Annotated in this window: 21 protein-coding genes; 12 read left to right on the forward strand and 9 right to left on the reverse strand. The window is 61.0% G+C overall.

The features are described 5' to 3' along the window. Positions 1-55: 55 nt before the first annotated feature. Both QAO71_RS04860 and QAO71_RS04865 read right to left on the reverse strand, forming a co-directional pair. Positions 56-454 (reverse strand): hypothetical protein, encoded by a 399-nt coding sequence (locus tag QAO71_RS04860; RefSeq protein WP_280165408.1) that lies wholly within the window; start codon positions 452-454, stop codon positions 56-58. Further along, positions 394-1,620: a hypothetical protein gene (locus QAO71_RS04865; RefSeq protein WP_280165409.1), complete on the reverse strand. Its 1,227-nt coding sequence runs from the start codon at positions 1,618-1,620 to the stop codon at positions 394-396. The genes QAO71_RS04860 and QAO71_RS04865 overlap by 61 nt, the downstream gene beginning before the upstream one ends. A 146-nt stretch (positions 1,621-1,766) precedes the next feature. On the opposite strand from QAO71_RS04865, the gene serB reads away from it, so the two are divergent. Further along, positions 1,767-2,978 (forward strand): phosphoserine phosphatase SerB, encoded by a 1,212-nt coding sequence (gene serB / locus QAO71_RS04870; protein WP_036990662.1) that lies wholly within the window; start codon positions 1,767-1,769, stop codon positions 2,976-2,978. Positions 2,979-3,089: 111 nt separating this feature from the next. On the opposite strand, the gene QAO71_RS04875 is transcribed toward serB, so the two are convergent. The 3 genes from QAO71_RS04875 to epmB form a co-directional block, all read right to left on the reverse strand. Continuing rightward, positions 3,090-5,156, reverse strand: coding sequence for an EAL domain-containing protein (locus QAO71_RS04875; RefSeq protein ID WP_036990661.1), 2,067 nt, complete (start codon positions 5,154-5,156; stop codon positions 3,090-3,092). A gap of 52 nt (positions 5,157-5,208) precedes the next feature. After that, positions 5,209-6,987 carry a molecular chaperone gene (locus QAO71_RS04880; RefSeq protein ID WP_280165410.1) on the reverse strand — a complete coding sequence of 593 codons (1,779 nt, stop codon included), beginning with the start codon at positions 6,985-6,987 and terminating at the stop codon, positions 5,209-5,211. Positions 6,988-7,146: 159 nt separating this feature from the next. Further along, positions 7,147-8,172: an EF-P beta-lysylation protein EpmB gene (gene epmB, locus QAO71_RS04885; protein WP_074780193.1), complete on the reverse strand. Its 1,026-nt coding sequence runs from the start codon at positions 8,170-8,172 to the stop codon at positions 7,147-7,149. A gap of 119 nt (positions 8,173-8,291) precedes the next feature. Here epmB and efp point away from each other — a divergent pair, with 119 nt between their 5' ends. From efp to epmA, 8 genes are all read left to right on the forward strand, one after another. Next, on the forward strand, positions 8,292-8,858 hold the full coding sequence (gene efp / locus QAO71_RS04890) for an elongation factor P (protein ID WP_036990657.1): 567 nt from the start codon (positions 8,292-8,294) through the stop codon (positions 8,856-8,858). Positions 8,859-9,145: 287 nt separating this feature from the next. Next, positions 9,146-11,869: a hydrogen gas-evolving membrane-bound hydrogenase subunit E gene (mbhE, locus tag QAO71_RS04895; protein WP_280165411.1), complete on the forward strand. Its 2,724-nt coding sequence runs from the start codon at positions 9,146-9,148 to the stop codon at positions 11,867-11,869. Further along, positions 11,869-12,270, forward strand: coding sequence for an NADH-quinone oxidoreductase subunit K (locus QAO71_RS04900; protein WP_074780199.1), 402 nt, complete (start codon positions 11,869-11,871; stop codon positions 12,268-12,270). The genes mbhE and QAO71_RS04900 overlap by 1 nt, the downstream gene beginning before the upstream one ends. Next, on the forward strand, positions 12,267-13,757 hold the full coding sequence (locus QAO71_RS04905) for a proton-conducting transporter membrane subunit (protein ID WP_136869267.1): 1,491 nt from the start codon (positions 12,267-12,269) through the stop codon (positions 13,755-13,757). Before QAO71_RS04900 ends, QAO71_RS04905 begins: the two co-directional genes overlap by 4 nt. Continuing rightward, positions 13,757-14,242 (forward strand): Na+/H+ antiporter subunit E, encoded by a 486-nt coding sequence (locus QAO71_RS04910; RefSeq protein ID WP_074780203.1) that lies wholly within the window; start codon positions 13,757-13,759, stop codon positions 14,240-14,242. Before QAO71_RS04905 ends, QAO71_RS04910 begins: the two co-directional genes overlap by 1 nt. Next, entirely contained in the window at positions 14,239-14,562 is a 324-nt protein-coding gene (locus QAO71_RS04915) for a monovalent cation/H+ antiporter complex subunit F (RefSeq protein WP_136869268.1), read from the forward strand. Before QAO71_RS04910 ends, QAO71_RS04915 begins: the two co-directional genes overlap by 4 nt. Continuing rightward, positions 14,559-14,906, forward strand: a complete 348-nt coding sequence (gene mnhG / locus QAO71_RS04920) for a monovalent cation/H(+) antiporter subunit G (protein ID WP_136869269.1) — start codon at positions 14,559-14,561, stop codon at positions 14,904-14,906. The genes QAO71_RS04915 and mnhG overlap by 4 nt, the downstream gene beginning before the upstream one ends. 25 nt (positions 14,907-14,931) lie before the next feature. Then, positions 14,932-15,891: an EF-P lysine aminoacylase EpmA gene (epmA, locus tag QAO71_RS04925; protein ID WP_280165412.1), complete on the forward strand. Its 960-nt coding sequence runs from the start codon at positions 14,932-14,934 to the stop codon at positions 15,889-15,891. 114 nt (positions 15,892-16,005) lie between these two features. Here the strand turns inward: epmA and asd are convergent, their stop codons facing one another. From asd to QAO71_RS04940, 3 genes are read right to left on the reverse strand one after another with little or no spacing between them, the layout of a single operon-like run. Beyond that, the gene (gene asd, locus QAO71_RS04930; protein ID WP_074780211.1) at positions 16,006-16,866 is read right to left on the reverse strand and encodes an archaetidylserine decarboxylase; all 861 of its coding nucleotides are present in this window, start codon (positions 16,864-16,866) and stop codon (positions 16,006-16,008) included. Between the two features lie 9 nt (positions 16,867-16,875). Next, positions 16,876-17,691, reverse strand: coding sequence for a rhodanese-like domain-containing protein (locus tag QAO71_RS04935; protein ID WP_280165413.1), 816 nt, complete (start codon positions 17,689-17,691; stop codon positions 16,876-16,878). After that, positions 17,688-17,894, reverse strand: coding sequence for a hypothetical protein (locus tag QAO71_RS04940; protein WP_280165414.1), 207 nt, complete (start codon positions 17,892-17,894; stop codon positions 17,688-17,690). The genes QAO71_RS04935 and QAO71_RS04940 overlap by 4 nt, the downstream gene beginning before the upstream one ends. On the opposite strand from QAO71_RS04940, the gene motA reads away from it, so the two are divergent. Beyond that, positions 17,895-18,749 carry a flagellar motor stator protein MotA gene (gene motA / locus QAO71_RS04945; protein ID WP_280165415.1) on the forward strand — a complete coding sequence of 285 codons (855 nt, stop codon included), beginning with the start codon at positions 17,895-17,897 and terminating at the stop codon, positions 18,747-18,749. Positions 18,750-18,752: 3 nt separating this feature from the next. Next, the gene (gene motB / locus QAO71_RS04950) at positions 18,753-19,805 is read left to right on the forward strand and encodes a flagellar motor protein MotB (RefSeq protein WP_280165416.1); all 1,053 of its coding nucleotides are present in this window, start codon (positions 18,753-18,755) and stop codon (positions 19,803-19,805) included. A 118-nt stretch (positions 19,806-19,923) separates the two neighbouring features. Here motB and rsgA read toward each other — a convergent pair whose 3' ends face one another. After that, positions 19,924-20,949: a small ribosomal subunit biogenesis GTPase RsgA gene (rsgA, locus tag QAO71_RS04955; protein WP_136869272.1), complete on the reverse strand. Its 1,026-nt coding sequence runs from the start codon at positions 20,947-20,949 to the stop codon at positions 19,924-19,926. 89 nt (positions 20,950-21,038) lie between these two features. On the opposite strand from rsgA, the gene orn reads away from it, so the two are divergent. Further along, positions 21,039-21,581, forward strand: a complete 543-nt coding sequence (gene orn / locus QAO71_RS04960; protein ID WP_280165417.1) for an oligoribonuclease — start codon at positions 21,039-21,041, stop codon at positions 21,579-21,581. Positions 21,582-21,584: the final 3 nt, after the last annotated feature.

A 21,584-nucleotide genomic window follows, 5' to 3' on the forward strand; every position in this document is an offset into this window, starting at 1 on the left:
GCATGCCGGTCGCCGCTCGGCCGGCTTCCATCCCGGCCAGCGGCGTTTCTCGCGCTCAGTCTTGCTGCTTGCCCAGTACTTCCAATTGCTGTTCCAGCTGTCTCTGGTAGGGCTCTCGCAAGCGCTCTACACAATAAATGCCTGGCGGGGTGGCCAGCCTGCGTAGCACGGCCCGGTCTCTGATCAGCGCGTCGTTGGCGAGTTCGGCATCCAGCAACAGCAGGTTGCGGCTGTACTGCATGCGTTCAAGCATCTGCGCACAATCCGGTACCTGCTCCGTCAGATCATCAGGCGCAATATCTGCACAGGGTGCATGACACAGGGCGATCTGCAGATGCAGGGCGACTCCGGTGTCGGCAATCTGGACCTGCAACTCATGACCCAGCACGCGCATCAACTCGCCACAGCACAGGGCGTCGCCGAGCTGATCGGTGTCCGATGGATGAAAGAACACCAGGCTGGTGCCGTCCTGCAGGGTATGCAACTGGCCGCCGCAGGCGCGGCTGGCCTGCTCCAGTTGCTCGCGGTAGCGCTCCAGCAGCCCGAGCAGACGCGGGCGGGCAGACGGTGCAGGGTATGATGATTGCCCAGACGGATGGCCAGCACCGTGCTGGCAGGCGCCGGCACGGCAGCTGCTTCCGGCAGTTCGTCGAGTTGCTCGCTGAGCATGGCAGCGGCTTCGGTGTCCTCGGTATCGATTGGTGCGGCGGGAGGCGCATCGGCTGCAGTTGCCAGCTCATCGCTCGTTAACGCGTCGATATCAGCTTCATCAACCTCACGCTCAGGCTGGTCTTCAGGCGTGGATTCGGCAGTGTCAGCCGTGATGCTATCTGGTTCCTCAGCCGGGTCTTCCAGCAGCGTTTCATCGAATACTTCCTCCTCGGGCTCCGGTTCGGGCTCGGGCTCGGGTTCCGGCAGCGGCGGCAGATCGATAATGCGGCGCTCGGCAAGGCGTCTGGCCAGGTCGCCCAGTTCGTCGGAGCGGGTCATGCCCGGGGGCGCTATACCGGAGTCGCCATACCAGTTGCCCAGCCCGGCCAGCACGCGGCGCATGCCCGCGCCCAGGCGCCAGGCAATCAGGCCGGCGATGATGATCAGCAGTACCAGGGCCCAGATCAGACGTTGCAGCAGGTTGGCCGAAGGTGCGGTGAAGGGTGTTTTCGCCAGGCTCAGATGCAGCCGGCCAATGAGTTCATCCTGAAAATGCACGGCGGCGATGAATTCGCCCTGACCGGGGGCCAGATTATCGGCGGGCGGCTTTTGCCCGGCCTGGGCGACGATGCGGTTGCTGCCTGCCGCGGTCAGGCTGGTATGCGCAATCAATGGGCTTTGTGTCCATTGGGCCAGGGTGATGTTCAGGCTCAAGGTGTCATTGGCCGCCAGCGGATCGGCTATCAGGGTAGCAATCTGTCGGGCCAGCTCGCTGCCGGTTCGGTCTGCCTGGGTGGCGATGTCGCGCTGCAGCTGAACCTGACCGAACCAGAGCACCAGTACGAGTATCAGCAGCAATGGGACAAGAGTCAGCAGTATCAGCGTGCCTGGCAACTTGAGTCGCTTGTTACGCAGGGAAGCGTGGCCACGCAGAAACAGATTGTCGGATGAACTCGGTGTGTGATTCAAAATGGTCTCGATCGGTAGATTGGCGGCAGGGACACGAACAGGTGACAGTATAGCCAGTCGCCGCAGGTGGAAGAAGGCGGGCGCTGGGATGAGTCGGGCATTTGCGGGTAGAATAGCGAACTTTGTTTTCTGACTGGAGCGGTCCCTTGAAGGAAATTGTCCTGATCAACATCACCGGTCCCGATCGCCCTGGCCTGACGGCAGCTATCACCGGCATTCTGGCGCGGGCAAATGTCAAGATTCTTGATATCGGGCAGGCTGTTATCCATGACACTCTGTCGTTCGGCATCCTGGTGGAAATGGCGGGTGAGGACGGTCTTTCTGACGTGTTGAAAGACGTTTTGTTCCGCGGCTACGAGCTGGATCAGCAGGTGCGCTTCACGCCAGTGAGCGCTGAGGAGTATAGCCGCTGGGTTACTGGGCAGGGCAAGCCACGGCATATCGTCACGCTGCTGGCACGTCGGGTTACCGCCGAGCATATTGCTCGGGTCAGTGAGATTACGGCCCGTTACGGTCTGAACATAGACCATATCGATCGTCTTTCCGAGCGTATTCCCGAGGGCATGCCGAGTGATCAGGGCAAGGGCTGCATCGAGTTCTCGGTGCGCGGAGAGCCGGCCGATCCTGCGGCGCTGCGCACCGAGTTCCTGGCCATTTCCCAGGAGCTGAATGTCGATATCGCCTTCCAGCAGGACAGCGTGTTCCGCCGCAATCGCCGGCTGGTGGTCTTTGATATGGACTCCACCCTGATCGACGCCGAAGTGATCGATGAGCTGGCCAAGGCGGCCGGGGTTGGTGATCAGGTTGCCGAGATCACCGAACGGGCGATGCGTGGCGAGCTGGATTTCAAGGCCAGCTTCCGCGAGCGCATGGCATTGCTCAAGGGGCTGCCGGTCAGTGTGCTGGAGGAAATCGGCCAGTCGCTGCGGCTGACCGAAGGCGCGGAAACGCTCATCGCCCAGCTACGCCGGCTGGGTTACAAGACCGCTATCCTGTCCGGCGGCTTCAGTTATTTCGCCGAAGGGCTGCAGCAGCGTCTGGGCATCGACTATGTCTATGCCAACGCCTTGCCGACCGAAGATGGACTGGTGACGGGTGAGGTGCTGGAACCCATCGTCGACGGCCAGCGCAAGGCCGATCTGCTGCGGGAATTGGCCCAGCGCGAGGGCATCAGCCTGGAGCAGACCATTGCTGTTGGCGACGGCGCTAACGATCTGCCAATGCTGTCCATCGCCGGCCTCGGTGTGGCCTTCCGCGCCAAGCCGCTGGTCAAGCAGTCGGCTAAACAGGCGATCTCCACTCTGGGCCTGGATGGCATTCTCTATCTGCTGGGCTTCCGCGATCGGGAAGGGTTCTGACGCTGCAAGAGGCCCGCGGGATATTTGGAAGACTGGCTTTCTGTGGAAGATTCCACGGCCTGGCCAGTCTTCCAGACTGCTTCTTGAGGGCAGTTCAGGGAGCCGGGCAGCTCACTCCCCCGAGAAATTGAAGTTCATGCTGTCAGCGGGTGGTTGCAGATAATCGCCCTGGATGTAATTGACCCCAGCCTGCCATAGCGTTGGCATCATGGTGGCGCTGCTGACGTTGGAGACGATGGTCAGTTTGCCTTGGCCATGCAATGTCGTGACCATTTCCTTGAGTTGCTCCACCGCTGCGGGTGTGGACAGGTCCCGGCTGAAGGCGTCGTCGATCTTCACGTAATCGACCGGCAGGTGTTTGAGTATCGCGTAGGGGTTGAGCGCGCCGCCGAAATGGCTGAGCGCGATCCGCGCGTGGATGGAGCGCAGCGCTTCGGCCAGTACCTTGGCGTGCTTCAGGTAATGGTTGGCTTCGGCATCGTTGAACTGGAATACCAGTGCTTCGGCTGACAACCGGCTTTCCTTCAGCAGCGTGGAGATCCACTGCACAATTTCCGGATCCTGTAGGCTGGCATTGCTCAGGCTCAGCACCAGCCGGGTATCCGCGCCTTTGCTGCGGTGCTGGGCGAGCAGCTTGACGGCCCTGGCGATCAGCCAGCGATCAATGTCCATGGCCAGGCCTGACTCCAGAGCCGCAGTGTAGAACTCCGCGCTGGGGATTTCCTCGCCCTGGCTGTTGAACAGCCGGAGAATGGTTTCGTAATGCTCGGCGCTGTCCCCGCGCAGGCTGATCACTGGCTGGAACTGCAGGCTGAACCCATCGGTTTCCAAAGTGTGGCGGATCAGGGCGATGATATTGCCCCGGTTGGCCTGCTGCGCCAGCTCTTCGAGCGGGTTGAATACCTTGATGGTATTGCCACCGGCCTGGCTGATCTGCTCGGCCAGGCGATGGGCGCGCTCGATGGCCAGCGTCGGCTCCGGGTGAGTCTCGCTGATGCAGGAGACGCCGATGCTGACGGTGATCTGGATGGTGCGGCCATTGGCCTCGAACAGGTTGCCTTCGACCTGCTTCAGCAATTCTCCGAGCTGAGCGGTTACCGCCTCCGGTTCCTTGCCCTCGATCAGTACGCTGCAGGCGTCGTCACTGAAGCGGGCCAGCAGGGTGTTTTCGGGGAAGAATCGCCGCAGGATCTGCGCCAGGTCAGCCAGGATCAGATCCGAGCCGCCGATCCCGATGTCGCTCTGCAGCACGTTGAAGTTGTCGATGCTCAGGTATGCCAGGGTGCTGGGCTGGCTGTTATGGACGGCCAGCTCGCTGATGTGGTCCAGCTGTTCCTGAAACCAGGACCGGTTGAACAGTCCGGTCACCAGATCATGGCTGGCCATGGCCTTGAGCTTTTCTTCGAACTCGGCGCTGGCTGTTTCGGCCCGAATGACCACTTGGGTGCAGGGCTCGCCGTCGTAGTTCGCCGGCGAAAAGCTGAGCATGATCGGGAACTCCTTCCCCTCGCTGTCCCGCGCGGTGCAGCGCAGTTCGCTCTGGTCGCCGCGGGTGGCGTAATGGCGGAGAAAATCCTTGAAGGTGTGCTGGTCCTTGGCGGCGATCAGACCGACCATGGGTTCGGCGGCCAGATCGTCCGCATCATCGTAGCCAAACAGCCGGCTATAGGAGCGGTTGGCGTAAATGTGCATGCCATCCAGCACATAGGCGATAGCATCCACCGAGCTGTCCAGCAGCAGCTGACAGCGCTTCTCCGTTTCGCGCAGGGATTGTTCGGCAATGCGCCGCTGGCGTCGGGCCGTGAGGTTGGTCAGCTCGCGTTTGACGACGAGGACAATCAGGCTGTCGGCGCTGACCAGTACGGTATCCTGCATGCCGCAGCGCATGGCCTCGGTACGGGTATCGACATCAATCTGGTCGGTCAGCAGGATGAAAGGCACATCGTGGGACTGGCTGATGATCTGGCAGGCTTCCTGCGCCGTCATGTAACTGGTTTCGGGGCAGGCCAGGCACAGATCCCAGGTCTGCTGCAGGGATTCCTGCAGATCTTCGCGAGAGGTGACCCGATGGGCACGGGTAGCATGCCCCGCGTTGCGCAGAAGGCTTACCAGACGTTCCGCATGGTTTTGCGAGTCGTCCAGAATCAATACTCTTATGGCTTGTGCGTCGATGCCCATGCTAGTCCATTACGTCCAAGTGGCCGCGTCCCTGAGATCCAAGTGGCTGAATTTACAGAGACTTCCACAGGGAGTCAAAGTCATCCTCGGTGGCGATGCTGAAACTTGTGCTATCGGTCTCGCTTTTGCCGGCGGTTTTCTCTGCCTGGCCCAATATATGATGCTCGAATTGGCTGAAGCTGCCGGTGGCCGTCACCCGGTCGGCCAATTGCGCGCGCAACTCCTGGCCGCCTAGGCACAGCATCACCTTGTGGTTGATCTGAAAGGGCAGGCGTGGGGTGAGCAGCGTTGGCGGACGAGCGATAGCAGTGACTTCCGGCAGCAGCAGAGCGCGCAGGTAGCGGCTCGGCTGCTCGGTCTTGCGCAGCAGTTTGACAGCGCAGGGTGTGCAATGCGGAGCGATAAGCTCGATGCCCATCTGTGTACCGCCGCCGCGCACCTGGCGAATCCAGCGGACCACCGCCAGGCTCCAGCTCTGGTCGCTCTGCTCCTGTACACCCAGCAATTCGCCGGCCTGCAACTGTTTGGGCACCTCACGTGGCCAGGTCAGGCAGAAGCCGCCGGGGCTGTGGTTGACGATACGCAGGTTGTGGACCGGGTAATGTTCAGCGTTCTCTTCCTCGCTGGGTTCGTTCGGACTGTGGTAGTTGATCTTTTCCACATCCGGCGCCCACTCGATGTCCTTGTCGCCATCGAAGGCGTTACTCCAGCCTTCCTGGGCGGCACGGCGGCTGCTGTCGGAGAAGGGGTTGCTGTCCTCGGCATTCATGAACTGCGAGAAGTTCTTGCCGGCGATCTGGAAATGGGTGGCGCTCATGCCGATGGTAACGCGCAGCTCACCGCGGCCCGGCATGCGGTTGAAGGTCCGTTCGGCGAGATCGCCCCAGGACTGGCTGATGTGCTGCAATAGCTCCACGCCCAGGCCTTCGGGTACCCGCAAGCGGTTGCGGGCCGGTTCGTTGTCGAGCAGATATTGCTTGATGGTGCCGACCAGCTGTCGGGTATCAAGGCCCAGGCTGCCGGTGAGATCCTCGTCCAGCACCAGCGAGCGGTAGCGGGGCGGGCAGTCCATGTCCGGATTGATGATGAACAGTGCATCGGTGGACTCTGCTTCGGTCAATCTGACCAGGCTGCTCCAGTCTTCCAGCTGGGCAAACAGTTTGGCCATGGCGCTCTGGCGGATTTGATTGGGCCGGGCGGAGCCCATGAGCAGTACTGTCAGATAGGTTCGCTCGATACTGAGGTGCTTGCCATCGAGACTTTCCGGATCGCTGACCGGTGCCTGATGCAGATCGCGTTTGCGGGCGAGCAGGTACAGTTGGTGAATTTCCAGCCAGATACCATCGGCCACCGGGCAATACAGTTGATAGGCGCGCAGCAATGGGCCGCTCAAGGAGCGAATGGCGCGCTGGATGGCCAGTGACATGAGCTCTTCGCGATCGCGGTTCTTCATGCCGGCCTCCTGGCCCACCACAATCTTGTAGCCGTTGGCCAGGTGATTCTGCAGCGACTGGGAGAGGTTGGCCACCTTGCGCGGGCGGTCTTCGAGAACGATCGACTGGCCCAGATAATAGCGTGCCAGGGCGGAGCAGACGTAATGCACGCTGGGGCGGATCTGCTCCAGCATGGCCAGGCGCTTGTCGGGGGCGACTTGCAACTGGTTGAGTTCGATCAGCCCCTGGTAGAGCTGGCGTGCGGTCTCGCCGATGTTGGCCTTGGGCAGATTGGCAAGCCAGTCGATAATGCCTTTTTCGCTGCCATCGGCAAAAGACAGGGACGTGAGAGTCTGCTGTGGCACCCGCAGATTCAGGGTGTGCGCCGTGTTATCCATAACATTTTTCTTCCGTTGCAGCCCTTTCAGGCTAAATCGAGAACGAATCAATCTGGAGTCCCATACATGCGTCACACCTTGATGATGTTTTGATCACAATGTAGCAGCTGGCCCCAACCCAACCCAACCCAAGCGAAGGGGTACGGGTAAAGCGGTCTGCTACTGACTGATCAATGTGGGCGGCAATGGCGTCTTGCTGGTTGCCCCTGCGACCTCTCTTACCAGGCGGGGTACCAGGAAGCCCGGCAACCTTGCCAACAGCTCCCCGGACAATCGTCTGGCGGTATCATCGTCCACATGAAAATGCTGCGCTCCCTTCACATGATCCAACACATGAAGATAGTAAGGCAAAACGCCATTATCGCCTAGCGCTTCGCTGAGAGCGACCTGCGCCTCGATATTGTCATTGACGCCGCGCAGCAACACGGCCTGGTTGAGCAGCATGACTCCCGCCTGGCGCAAGGTCTGGATGGCGCTGCCCAACTGGCTGTCCAGCTCATTGGCATGATTGCAATGCAGCACCATGCTGACCGGTAGCCGGGTGCCGCACAGCGCGTCGATCAGCTCGCTGGTGACCCGTTGGGGAATGACCACCGGCAGCCGAGTATGTACTCGCAGCCGACGCACATGGGCGATGTCGGCGATTTCCCGCGTCAGCCAGGCCAGGCGCCGGTCACTTGCCGCGAGGGGATCGCCGCCGCTGTAGATGACCTCGGCGATGCTGTCATCCTGGCGGATATAGTCCAGCGCCTCACGCCACTCGTCGGTGCTCAGGTTATTGTCTTCATAGGGAAAGTGCCGCCGGAAACAGTAGCGGCAGTTGACCGCACAGCCACCGCTGACCACCAGCAACAGCCGTCCGTGGTATTTGTGGATAATGCCCGGGCGGGCGTTGGTCTGTTGCTCCCCAAGCGGGTCGAGTACGAAATCCGGATGCTCCAGCAATTCCTCTCCGACCGGCAATACCTGACGGAGCAGGGGGTCGGTGGGGTTGCCGCGCTGCATACGGCTTAAATAAGGCTCGGGTACGCGCAGGGAAAAGTCGGCACTGGCGGCGCGAGCGGGCCCGAGTAGGGCTGGGTCCAGGTCGAGGCGGCTCAGCAGTATCCGTGGGTCGGTAATGCTGCCGGCCAGCAGACTTTGCCAGTTGACAGACTCAACAGGCGCTAAAGATCCATGTATCATTGGCGTTTTTCCGCGCATGGGTGACAGGGCATCCGTCGGACGTTGCGAGCAACGTCAGGCAGCAACCATCGGTCGGCGCGATTTCGGATGTATCCGTTCAAACTGTAAGTGGGAAATCTATGGCCAACTATTCTACCAACGAATTCAAGCCGGGTCTTAAAGTCATGCTCGACGGCGATCCTTGTGCGATCCTCGAGAACGAGTACGTCAAACCCGGCAAGGGACAGGCCTTCAACCGGGTCAAGGTGCGCAACCTGAAAACCGGCCGGGTCAACGAGCGGACCTTCAAGTCAGGAGATTCCCTGGAAGGCGCCGACGTGATGGACCGCGATATGGAATACCTGTACACCGACGGGGAATTCTGGCATTTCATGGCCACTGACGGTTCCTTCGAACAGTTTGGTGCCGACGAGAAGGCCGTGGGTGATACCTCCAACTGGCTGAAAGAGCAGGTCATCTACACTGTCACCCTGTTCAACGGGGCGCCGATCGCAGTGACTCCGCCGAACTTCGTCGAGCTGGAAGTGGTCGAGACCGATCCGGGTGTGCGTGGTGATACCTCCGGCGGCGGCACCAAGCCGGCTAAGCTGGTCACGGGCGCGGTGGTCAAGGTACCGCTGTTCATCAACGTGGGCGACGTGCTCAAGGTTGATACCCGTACTGCGGACTACGTAGGTCGCGCCTGATATAGGCGCACAGCAACAGACCTTGAGCGGCCCGCCTCGGATAGAATTCGAGGCGGGCCGCTGCGTTTCAGGACCTCTGGTTTCACTGGTAATTGATTCAAATTACTACAGGGACGCTTTTCTTCCTGCTTATTTATAGTCTTTGCGCGTTCGTTCGTGAGTAGCGGAACCGCTTGGCTTGTCAACATATTCCTACACGGCTCAAGCGTGTAAATTGTGAATATCACAACTTGACGGAGCCCTGTGACTTCCATGTCTTTCCTCATTCAATCGGGACCTGACTGACCATGCTGATCAGCTTGCTCGGTATCCTCATCAATGGACTCTGTGCGCCTTTTGTATGGCGCTTTGCGCATCGTCATGCGGGGCTGTTGTTGGCGGTGGTTCCGGCGGCCAGCTTCATCTGGTTCGCTCTGCAGGTTCCGGAGATTTCAGGGGGTGGGGCGCTATTCGAAAGCCTGGCCTGGGTCCCGGCGCTGAATATCACTCTGGGTTTGCGACTGGACGGTCTGGCGTTGCTGTTCGCTTTGCTGATTACCGGCATTGGCACGCTGATAGTGATGTATTCCGGCGCCTATCTGCGTGACCATCGGCAACTGGGCCGTTTCTACGCTTACTTGTTGATATTCATGACGGCGATGCTCGGGCTGGTGCTGGCTGACGACCTTATAGCCATGTTCGTGTTCTGGGAGGCGACCAGCATTGCCAGCTATCTGCTGATCAGTTTCAACCATGAAAAGGCCGAATCGCGCCGCGCTGCGCTACAGGCTCTGCTGATTACCGGCGGCGGTGGCCTGGCACTGCTGGCGGGCCTGGTGCTGTTGGGGATTGCAACGGATACCTGGCAATTTTCCCAGCTGCAATCCGAGATGGTGCAGGGACATGCGCTGTTCCCGGCGATCATGGTGCTGGTGTTGATCGGTTGTTTTACCAAGTCGGCGCAATTCCCCTTTCATCTCTGGCTGCCCAATGCCATGAACGCGCCCACGCCAGTTTCTGCGTATCTGCATTCCGCCACCATGGTCAAAGCGGGTATCTATCTGCTCGCCCGGCTCAATCCCACATTGGGTGGAGGCACGGGGTGGAGCACGGTACTGATTACCCTCGGGGCGTTAACGGCATTGCTGGGCGCCGTTCTGGCGATTCGCCAATATGATCTCAAGCGTATGCTGGCTTATACCACGGTGACCGTACTTGGCCAGTTGACCATGCTTATCGGCACCAATACCAGTTATGGCCTGCAGGCGTTCGTGCTCTATCTGGTAGCGCACTCCTTCTACAAGGGCGCTTTGTTCATGGCGGTGGGGGCCATCGATCATGCCACCGGTACGCGGGATATCCGGCGTCTGAGCGGCCTGTTCACGCTGATGCCGCTCACCGGCATCGCTGTCGGGCTGGCGGCCTTTTCCAACGCCGGCCTGCCACCTTTCTTCGGCTTCATCGCCAAGGAGTTCAAGTACGCCGGCCTGATCGAAATGGGTTCGATTGGCTGGACGGTTACCGTGGTGATGATCCTCACCAATGCGCTGCTGGTGGCTGCTGCGGGCCTGATTTTCCTGAAGACCTTTCTGGGCTCGCCCGGCAAGCTGAGCCACAGCCCACATGAGGTCAGCCCGCTGATGTGGATTGGCCCGCTGCTGCTGGCCGTGGGCGGCTTCGGCCTGGGTGCCGGCAATCAATGGCCGGAAATCTGGCTGGTCAACACCGCGGTGCAGGCCATCGCCAGCGAAGAAGTGGATGTGGGGTTGTACCTATGGGGTGGGATTACCCCTGCGGTCATCGCCAGCGCCCTGACGCTGGGTCTGGGTACGGTGTTCTACTTCAAGGCCGATGCCGTTCGCGCCCTGGCAAACCGGCTGGGAAGCATATGGACATTCAGCGGGGACCTGCTCTGGGACAAACTGCTCAAGCGACTGTTCCGCTTTGCCGGTGCCGTGGCCGCTTTGTTCCAGCACGGGTCGTTGCGTTTGCATATGGCGCTGATGACATTGGTGGTGAGTATCTGCGTGTTGTTCGGCATGCTCATGATGAAAACGACACCCTTCGATGGCCACGCATTATCGGAGGTCAGCCTGCCGGGCGTGATTGGCTGTTTGCTGGCGCTGGGAGGCGCCGCGGGGGCGGCTTTCATGGCTGGGCGCCTGGCGTTGGTGGCATCGCTTGGGGCAAGTGGCCTGGGCCTGGCGTTGTTCTTCGTTTCGATCAACGCGCCGGATGTGGCACTGACGCAACTGATGGTCGAGACCCTGACCGTGGTCTTTCTCGCCATGGTGCTGCGGCGTATGCCGGTAGTGCCGGCCAGTGGTGGGAGTGGCGCCGGTGCGAATATCTGGCATGCCGCCGTGGCGGTGGTTTTCGGACTGGCAGTGACCTTGCTGATCATGACCGCAGTCAGTCAGCCATTGCCGGGTGATCTGGCCGACTGGTTCCTGGTCAACAGCCTGCCGAGTGGGTACGGCAGTAATGTGGTGAATGTCATTCTTGTGGATTTCCGGGCTGTCGATACGCTCGGCGAGATCCTGGTGGTAGCCATCGCTGCGCTGGCGGCATCGACGCTGCTTGGTGTCGGACAACCACCCACAGCCAAGCCCCGTGGCTTGCCCGAATTCAGCTCCCTCATGTTGCGCCAGGGTATGCGCCCGCTGGCAGCCATTCTGTTTCTGGTGTCGCTGGCCATTCTCTGGCGAGGACATAACCTGCCGGGGGGCGGGTTTATCGGCGGGCTGGTCGCTGCGACCGGCTTTACGCTGCTGATAGTAACGTTCGGGCGAGGCATTCAACGCGGACTGGCGCGCATTGCACCGCCGACCATTATTGGTCTGGGGTTGGCTTGCGCCGTCGGTGCAGGGCTATTTGGTCTGGCTGCCGAGCTTTCTTTCATGACTGGGCTCTGGGTTGCACCTTTCGGTGTGAAACTGGGAACGCCCTTGTTATTCGATCTGGGGGTTTTTCTGACGGTATTCGGTTCGGTCATGCATATGTTGCGCAATCTGATCGGGAGGGCTGTCTGATGGAATGGATCGGTGCCATCACCGCAGGCATCATGGCGGCGCTGGGCGTATGGATGATGCTGGACCGGCATTTGATGCGCGTGGTATTGGGCATTGCGGTTCTGGGTAATGCCATCAACCTGGGGGTGCTGACGGCTGGACGCTTCGCCGGTAGCGAGGCCGCCTTCACCTTCGCTGGCCAGCAGGTGCTGGATTCCGCCAACCCGCTCCCTCAGGCGTTGGTGCTTACCGCCATCGTGATCGGTTTTGCGCTTTTCGTTTTCGCCTTGTCGGTGCTCAAGCGGACCCATGAATTGCATGGCGACAAGGACACTGATCGAGTCAGCCAGGTGACCGAGCGGCCCGCTCCGGATCAGGATGAAGAAGAGCCGTATCCGCCGGCAGAGGATCGCAAGCCATGAACGTGTTGGTTATTCTGCCGATCCTCATTCCATTGACGACGCTATTGCTCGCGTTGCTGGTCAGACGCCACCACGCCTGGGTGACCGTCATCAGCATGACAGGCTCGGCAATATTGTTGCTCGCCGGTATCTATCTGGTTGCTCTGGCCGCCGAGGGCACGGTACTTAGCGCCCAGATGGGGGGCTGGGCTGCGCCCTACGGTATCAGCCTGGTCATAGATCGGTTGTCGGCGGTCATGGTTGCCATCAGTGGGGTAATCGGCTTCGCGACCCTGGTCTATTGCTTCCGGCAGCCGATGCCGGCGGACTTTCTGCGCGATACCCACCTGTTCATTCAGGGCTTGCTGGTAGGCATCTGCGGCGCCTTCGTCACCGCTGACATCTTCAACCTCTACGTCTGGTTCGAAGTTCTGCTGATCGGTTCTTTCGCGCTGATTGCCCTGGGCGGCGGGGAGCGACGCCTGTCGGGGGCGATGACCTACCTGGTGCTGAACATGTTGGCGACGCTGCTGTTCCTGCTCGCGGCGGGTCTGGTGTACGGGGCAACCGGCACGCTGAACATGGGCGAGCTGGCCTTGTTGTTCCGCGCCGATGAAGCCAGTGCCGGAGCATGGTTGGGCGTCATCTTGATGCTGGTTTCCTTTTCTATCAAGGCTGCGCTTTTCCCGTTGTTCGGCTGGCTCCCGGCCAGCTATCACGTGGCCTGGACGCCGGTCTCCGCCTTGTTTGCCGGGCTACTTACCAAGGTAGGGGTGTACGCACTGATTCGCCTGGTGACGTTGCTCTGGCCAGAGCCCGGCGTAGTGCACTCGGTGCTGCTATGGGTCGCCTGTGCCACCATGATCATTGGCGTGCTCGGGGCGGCCGCGCAGACCGAGGTGCGGCGAATATTGTCATTTCATATTGTCAGCCAGGTGGGCTATATGGTGCTCGGGCTGGCCCTGGCCACACCCTTGGCACTGGCCGGGGCGGTCTTCTATCTGATTCATCATATCGTTGTTAAGGCCAACCTGTTCTTCGTCGGCGGCATCGCGGCCAGGTTGAGCGGGTCTGAGCGTCTGGCGGCGATGGGCGGGCTGTATGCCCGGACGCCGTTGCTGGCCATCCTTTTTGCCATCCCGGCGTTGTCGCTCGCGGGCATACCGCCACTGTCCGGTTTCTGGGCCAAATTCGTCCTGGTCAAGGCCAGCCTGGACGCTGGAATCTGGGTAGCGGCCTTTTTCGCCTTGTTTACCGGGATATTTACCCTGTTATCGATGAGCAAGATCTGGAACGAGACTTTTCTCAAGGCGCACCCCGACCCAGAACGGATTGGCGCGACGGGCAGTGGGCCGCGGTCCGCCTGGTTCACGGTCGCCGCGCTGGCAGCGATCACAGTGATGATCGGCCTGGGCGCCGGCCCGGTAATGGATTACGCCATCGCCGCTTCAAACCAGCTGATCGAGGCGCCCGCCTATCTGCAGTTGCTGAACAGAGGAGGCGAATAATGGTGTATCTGCATCTGCTGCTCGCGACGGCGCTGGCCATGCTGCTGGCCCAGGCGAGCCCGCTCTACTGGATGCTGGCGTTTGCCGCGTTGTATCCGCTGTTTCGGCTGGGCGGCCTGGTCAATGGTGCCTGCCGGTTGTATGCAATGCGTATCGAGGCAGGTACCACATTCATCTGCTGGTTTACCTATCAGGTCTTCAGCGCATCGATGAATGTGGCGAAGATGGTCTTGAGCCCACATCGGCAACCCGAGTCCGCTGTAGTCCGCGTACCTTTGCAAACACGGGATAAGCGTTTGGTGACGTTGATTGGCTGCTTGCTCACGCTGACGCCGGGCACGCTGGCATTGGACTACTGGTCGCGCACCGGCGAGATGTTCGTGCACATTCTGGATACCCGCTCGATCGAGTCGGCCACTGGCTCCATTGCAGAAATCGAGAGGCGTCTCATGCGCTGGATCCAACCATTGGGAGGCGGCCGATGAATGTGCTACTGGCTGGACAGTATTGGGTATTGCACCTGGCCGGGGGGATCCTGGTGGTCAGCATGGTGCTGCTGATGTGGCGCCTGCTGGTTGGCCCGAGCCGGCCGGATCGGGCCGTCGCCATGGATGCGTTGACCATGATAGGCGTGGCGGGAGTCACTGTTCTGGCGCTGATAACCGGGCAGCAAGTGCTGCTGGACGTAGCTATCATCCTGGCCATTGTCAGCTTCCTGGGAAGTGCGGCTTTTGCATTGCTGTTCCGGGGTGCTCACAGCAGCGACGAGCAGCCGGGACCCCAGCTTCATGAGGACGACAGATGAAAGATGCCATGGCATTTGCCGGTTCCATATTGATACTGCTCGGCGCACTATTCAGTTTGCTGGGCGCGCTTGGCGTGTGTCGGTTGCCTGACGCCTACAGCCGCATGCATTCAGCGAGCAAGGCCGGCGCACTGGGTGCCATCCTGATATTGCTGGGGGCCCTGTTTGCCACGGGTGGACATGCCTGGTTTAACGTTTTCCTGGCCGTTGCCGTACTTCTGGTTAGCGCACCGATGGCGGCTCATATAATATCGCGTGCCGGCCACATGGCTGGTGTAAGGCCCAAGGTCGGCCCGCTGGGAGATGCTCTCGAGCGCGCCAAGGACCGCAGCAGCAATCGCTGAATGGCGCTACTTCCCTGGAGAACATATGAACGATTGGCAACCGGCTGCGCCCCTGGGCAACCTGCGCCGGCGAGCGGAGATTATCAATGGTATCCGCCGGTTCTTCGCCGCGCGTGATGTGCTGGAGGTAGACACGCCCAGTCTCTCTGCCGCAGCGGTCAGCGATCCACACCTGTTCCCCTTTGTCACCGATTATGTGCCCGAGGGCGGTGGGGTCTCGCAGATCTTGTACCTGCACACCTCGCCGGAATACCCGATGAAGCGCCTGCTGGCTGCTGGCAGTGGTTGTATCTGGCAGCTATGCCGCGTCTATCGCAACGGCGAAACCGGTAGCCGGCACAATCCCGAATTCAGCATGCTGGAGTGGTACCGCATCGGTTTTGATCATCACCAACTGATGGATGAGGTCGATGATCTGGTGATGTCATTGCTGGGCAGCGAACGCGCGCGGCGGGTGACCTATGCGGCATTGTTCGCGGATTTCCTTGCTGTCGATATCCACACCTGTGGCGACGCCGAGCTGGCGCGGCTGGGGCGTGAGCATTGTGACTTCCAGGGTCAACTGGATCGGGATGGCTGGTTGAATCTGCTGTTCTCCCACTGTATCGAGCCGCAATTGCAGCAGCCGACCATGGTGTATGCCTTTCCGGCATCCCAGGCGGCGCTGGCTCGTGTGGTGGAGGGAGATGACTGCGTACCCAGCGCGGCGCGTTTCGAGCTGTTCATCCGCGGAATGGAGTTGGCCAATGGCTACTTCGAGTTGACCGATGCCGATGAGCAGGCCCGCCGTTTCGCTGCTGACCAACAGCAGCGCCAGGCGTTGGGTCGGCCGGTATTGCCGGTGGACGAGCTGCTGTTGAGCGGGTTGCAGCAGGGGCTCCCGGAATGTGCGGGCGTAGCGCTGGGAGTGGACCGGCTGGTGATGCTGGCACTGGGGGCGACCCGGATCGACGAGGTGATCGCCTTTCCCCTGGCTCGCGCCTGACCGGATAATATTTCGCCGCCCATGACCGCTTGGGAAGGTGGCACGGGCAAGCAAGAGAGGGGAAGTGACAACGCCCCCGGCGAGCGGGGGCGTTGTGCTTACAGCTTCAATGGCTCAGTCAGCGGGGCTGAGTCGCTCGCCCATCTTCTGACCCATGCGTACCAGGCTGCCGGCCGCCAGGTGTTCATCCCAGCGCGCGCGTCCGGGAGCGAACAGCACAATAGCCGTGGAGCCGAGCTTGAAGCGGCCCATCTCCGCGCCGCGTTCCAGTTCCGGGGCGCGGTGGCCGTAGGATTCACTGCGCAGCTGGCGTTGCGGTGGCGCCACCAGGCCAGCCCAGACGGTTTCCACTGAGGCCACGATCATCGCACCGACCAGCACCACGGCCATGGGGCCGGCATCGGTATCGAACAGACAGACCACCCGTTCGTTGCGGGCGAAGAGCTCCGGCACGTTCTCTGCGGTGGTCTGATTCACTGAAAACAGCTTGCCCGGTACATAGATCATGTCGCGCAGTGTGCCGCCCAGGGGCATGTGTACGCGGTGATAGTCGCTGGGCGACAGATATACGGTGGCAAATTCGCCGCCCTGGAATTGCTCGGCATGGGCCGGATTGCCGCCGAGCAGTTCAAGCACGCTGAAACTCTGGCCCTTGGCCTGGAAGATGCGGCCATGCTCGATCTTGCCCAGTTGGCTGATGGCGCCATCGGCCGGGCAGAGAATGCTGGCTTCGCCCTCATCCAGTGGGCGGGCGTCGGGCAGCAGGGCGCGGGTAAAGAAATCATTGAAGCAGCGGTAGGCGGTCGGGTTCGGCTCGACGGCCTGGCTCATATCGACCTGGTAGCGCTTGACGAACCAGTTGATAAAGGGGTTTTTCACCCAGCTCCAGGTACAGTTGGCCAGCCCGCCGGCCAGACGGGACAGCAGGTGCTGGGGCAATAGGTATTGGGAAGTGATGAACAGGCGATCGCGCATGTAGAGGTCTCAGAGATCAATGGGTGTATCGGGATGGTTGCCCCATTCGGCCCAGGAGCCGGCATAGGCCCTGACCCGTGGGTAGCCAAGGATCTTGGCCGCCAGATAGGTGAAGCCGGAGCGGTGATGGGTCTGGCAATGGGTGACCACGTCCCGGTCAGGAGTGATGCCCAGGGCTTGCAGTTGTGCAGCCAGGTCGGCGCGCAGGCGCAGGCCGTGCTGCGGGTCCATGCCGGCCGTCCATTCAAAGTTGATGGCCCCGGGGATATGCCCGCCGCGAGCGGCCAGCACCTTGTCGCCCCGGTGCTCGGCCGGCGAGCGAGCGTCCCAGATCACCTGATCAGAGTTATTCAGGTTGGCCAGCAGCTCATCCAGAGTCACGCTGTGATCGCCATTGACGGTCAGGGTGGGCTGGGTTGGCTCGGCCTGATGCGCCTGTTGCTCCAGCGGCAGATTCTCGGCCTGCCAGGCTTTCAGACCGCCATTCAGATAGCTGTAGTGCGGGTGGCCGATGCTGTCGAGAATCCAGATGAAGCGTCCGGCCCAACCGCCGCCTTCATCGTCGTAAACGATGTAATGCAGCTCACTGTGATGGCCCAGGCTGCCGAGAATCTGCTGCAGGCTGGCCACGTCGGGCAGTAGCCCGGGAACCGGAGCAGGGCTGGTGATGCTGCCGGGCGGCAGATGCACGGCGCCGGGGACATGGCCGGCCAGGTACTGCTCGGACTTGCTCAGGTCGACCAGCCGAAATACCGCCGGATCGAGCGATGCCGGTAACTGACTGGGCTCCAGCAGTAACGGCAATGCAGGAGAGGAAGTGGTCATGGTTCGAATCTCTTTTCGTTGTTGCAGGCATTATACAGAGCAAAGCCGGCAAAGCTGGGCTTGGCTGAAAAAGCCGATGCGATGAGTGGCAGCAGCCGCTGCAATTTGTCATTCAGAATTGGCGCGCCGTGGCCGATATAGGCCGGTATGATGGTTTTTTGGGTGCCGGTCGGGCGCCGGGCGAGTCGGAGATAGCGGGGCATATGCTGAAAATTGTGGGTTATGTGATAGTCACCATCAGCGTGTTTGGTGGATTCATGATGTCGGGCGGGATGTTGGCGGCGCTGTGGCATCCTTTTGAAATCGTCATCATTGGCGGTGCGGCGTTGGGTATCTTTCTGATCGCCAACAGCATGGCGACGGTAAAAAAGGTACTTGGCAAGATCCCGGCGATCTTCTTTGGACACCGCTTCAACAAGGCTTTTTATCTGGATGTGCTCGGGGTGCTCTATGAGATCCTCAACAAAAGCCGCCGCGAGGGCATGATGGCGATCGAGGCGGATATCGAAGAGCCCCAGGAAAGCCCGATTTTCAGCAAGTACCCGGCGATTCTCAAGGATGCGCATATGACCGCTTTCATCTGCGACTACCTGCGCATCATGTCCACCGGCACTATGGCGCCCCACGAGCTGGAAGCGCTGTTCGATGTGGAAATTTCCAGCCTCACCGAGGAACTGAACGAGCCGGCCCGCGCCCTGAACCGGATCGCCGACGCCCTGCCGGGTTTCGGTATCGTCGCTGCAGTGCTTGGGATCGTCATCACCATGAGTATCCTCGGCGAGGCGGACAACGCCTTGATCGGCGAGAAGGTTGGTACTGCGCTGGTGGGGACTTTCCTGGGTATCCTCGCGGCCTACGGTTTCGTTGGACCTTTCGGCACCGCGGTCCAGCATGACGCCAACGAAGAGGCCAATACCTACGAAGCGATCAAAATGTGCCTGGTCGCCAGTGCCCAGGGCCTGCCACCGGCATTGGCGGTGGAGTTTGGCCGCAAGGCACTGCTGCCGGAGCAGCGGCCAAGCTTTGCCGAGCTGGAAACGTCGGTCAAGGGGCGCTGAGCCGTGGACAGTCCTCAGCCGATCATCGTCAAGCGAGTCAGCCGCAAGGCTGACGGCCACCACGGCGGCTCCTGGAAGATCGCCTTCGCTGACTTCGCCATTGCCATGATGGCGTTCTTCCTGGTCATGTGGTTGGTCACGGTAGCGACGCCGGAGCAGCTGAAAATGGTCTCCGCCTATTTCAAGGACCCGATCAATTTTGATGGTGGCAGCCCGCACCCAATTGATCTGGGCGGCTCGCCGACACCGGCGCCGCAACGTACCCTCAATGAGTTGGACAGTGGCAGGGACCAATTGCCGGAGCCGTTGGAGCAACTGGAGCCGATGGTGCCGGCGCGGCCGGAGGTGGATGAGCTGCCGGACAAGATGGAGCTGCGCGAGCTGGACCTGCTGTTGCAGGAACTGCAGAACAAGATCGATACCGAGCCGGTTCTGCAGCGCTTCCGTGATCAGATCCTGATGGAGTTTACCCTGGAGGGGTTGCGCATCCAGATCGTTGATGCGGAAAATCGGCCCATGTTCGCCAGTGGCAGCCCCGAATTGCGGCCGTATTTCGAGGAGATCCTGCTGACCCTGGCCGATACCATCGCCAAGGTGCCGAAGCGTATCAGCATCAGCGGCCACACCGACGCCATGCCTTATACCGGACGTCGGGATTACGGCAACTGGGAACTGTCGACCCAGCGCGCGAATGCGGCGCGGCGCACGCTGCTGGCCGCCGGGTACCCCGAGCAGCAGGTGGCGCGTGTGGTGGGCTACGCCGACTCGGCGCTATTCGACGCGGACGACCCGCTCAATCCGATCAACCGGCGGATCGATATCGTGGTCATGAACAAGCGTGCCGAGTTCGATATGCGGCGGCAGGCCGGCGCCGAGCGGCCGCAAGGTGGCTCGGCGCAGGCCGACCCGGCATTTGCACCGGAAGGCGCATCGCCGGACTCGCAATCGGCTGGGGATAGCGCGCCGGCAGCCGACGAGCTGCCCGCCACGCCACCCTCTGAGCGCCCGCGTAACCTGTTCGATGATGACAGTCAGTCCCTGGAACTGAGGCTCTAGAAGCGCCGCAGCAGGAGAGATCTATTGTGGGAGCGGCCTTGGCCGCGAAGCCTCACCCGGAACGCTTCGCGGCCGAGGCCGCTCCTGCAGTAGGGCTTCTGGGCGCTGGAGCACCGGCTCAGTTGCCGCTCAGACTTGCCAGGATATGCCGGTAGCTGTTCATTCGGCCGGCGGAAATCTCGCCGCTGGCCACCGCTTCGAGCAAGGCGCATCCCGGTTCGTGCTTGTGCTGGCAATCGCGGAAACGGCAATGGCCGAGGAATGGGCGAAACTCGATAAAGCCTTCCAGCAGCTCATCGGGGCTGATATGAGTCAGGCCGAATTCGCGGATGCCGGGGGAGTCGATCAGATCGCCGCCATCAGGAAAGTGAAACAGCCGGGCGGTGGTGGTGGTATGGGTACCTTTGCCGGTCATCTCCGACAGCGCACCGACGCGCAGGTCCACATCCGGCAGCAGAGCGTTGATCAAAGAGGATTTGCCCACCCCGGACTGACCGACCAGCACATTGACATGATCACGCAGCTCCCGGCGCAGGCCATCCAGCCCTTCGCCCGAGCCAGCGGACAGGCACAGGGTGCGATAGCCCAGGCGGGCGTAGTCATCCAGCCACGAGCGGATGTGCCCGAAGTCGCCCTGATCCAGCAGGTCAGCCTTGTTCAATACCAGCAGCGGTTCCAGTCCAGCCTGTTCGGCGGCGACCAGATAACGGTCGATCAGGTTGCTGTGTGGCGTGGGCAGGGGGGCGAATACAATCACCAGACGGTCGACATTCGCTGCCACGGGCTTCAGCTGGCCGCGATGGTCTGGTCGATGCAGCTCGGTTGCTCGCGGCTGCAGTGCGACGATCACGCCACCTTGTTGGTTGTCGGCGCGCCAGACGATGCGGTCGCCGGTTACCAGTGCCGGCAGGTTGGCGCGCCGATGGCAGCGCCGGACCTGGCCTTGCAGCGGGCCGGAGCTGGCCTCGACATCCACCTGCACCCCGAAATGGGCGATGACCTGGCCTTCCTGTTCTGGCCCGAGGTCGCCGCCGAGCAGGCTTTCCTCGGCCAGATCGGCCCGCCGGCTGGCGCGCGCGCTGCGCTCGTCCTGGATTTTTTGAATCCGCCAGCTCTGGCGTCGGGTGAGATGTCGCTTGGCCATAAATTATGCATCTTGAGAATCCGCCGCAGTGTAGCACGGGGCGCGTATACTGCTGCTACCCGGCGGCGCCAATATGCAAAGGAGCGACTATGAAGCACCCTGATAACCTGATCTGGATCGACCTGGAAATGACCGGTCTGGATCCGGACAAGGACGTGATCATCGAAATTGCCACCATCATCACCGACCCCCAACTGAACGTGCTCGCCGAAGGGCCGGCGCTGGCCATCAAGCAACCCGATGCGCTGCTCGACGGCATGGATGAGTGGAATACCCGCCAGCACAACCAGTCTGGTCTGGTGCAACGGGTCAAGGACAGCCCCATCAGCCTGGCCGAAGCAGAGCAGATGACCCTCGAGTTCATCTGCAAATGGGTGCCGGCGGGACGCTCACCGATGTGCGGCAACAGCATCTGCCAGGATCGACGTTTTCTCTATCGCGGCATGCCGAACCTGGAGCGGTTCTTCCATTACCGCAACCTGGATGTGTCCACGCTGAAGGAGTTGGCCGCGCGCTGGGCGCCGGCGGTGCGGGATGGTTTCCAGAAAGAGAGCAGTCATCTGGCGCTGGATGATATTCGCGATTCGATTGCCGAATTGCGGCATTACCGCGAGCACTTCATCAAGTTCTGAACG

This window comes from Halopseudomonas sp. SMJS2 (genome assembly GCF_029866945.1).
Classification (GTDB): domain Bacteria; phylum Pseudomonadota; class Gammaproteobacteria; order Pseudomonadales; family Pseudomonadaceae; genus Halopseudomonas; species Halopseudomonas bauzanensis.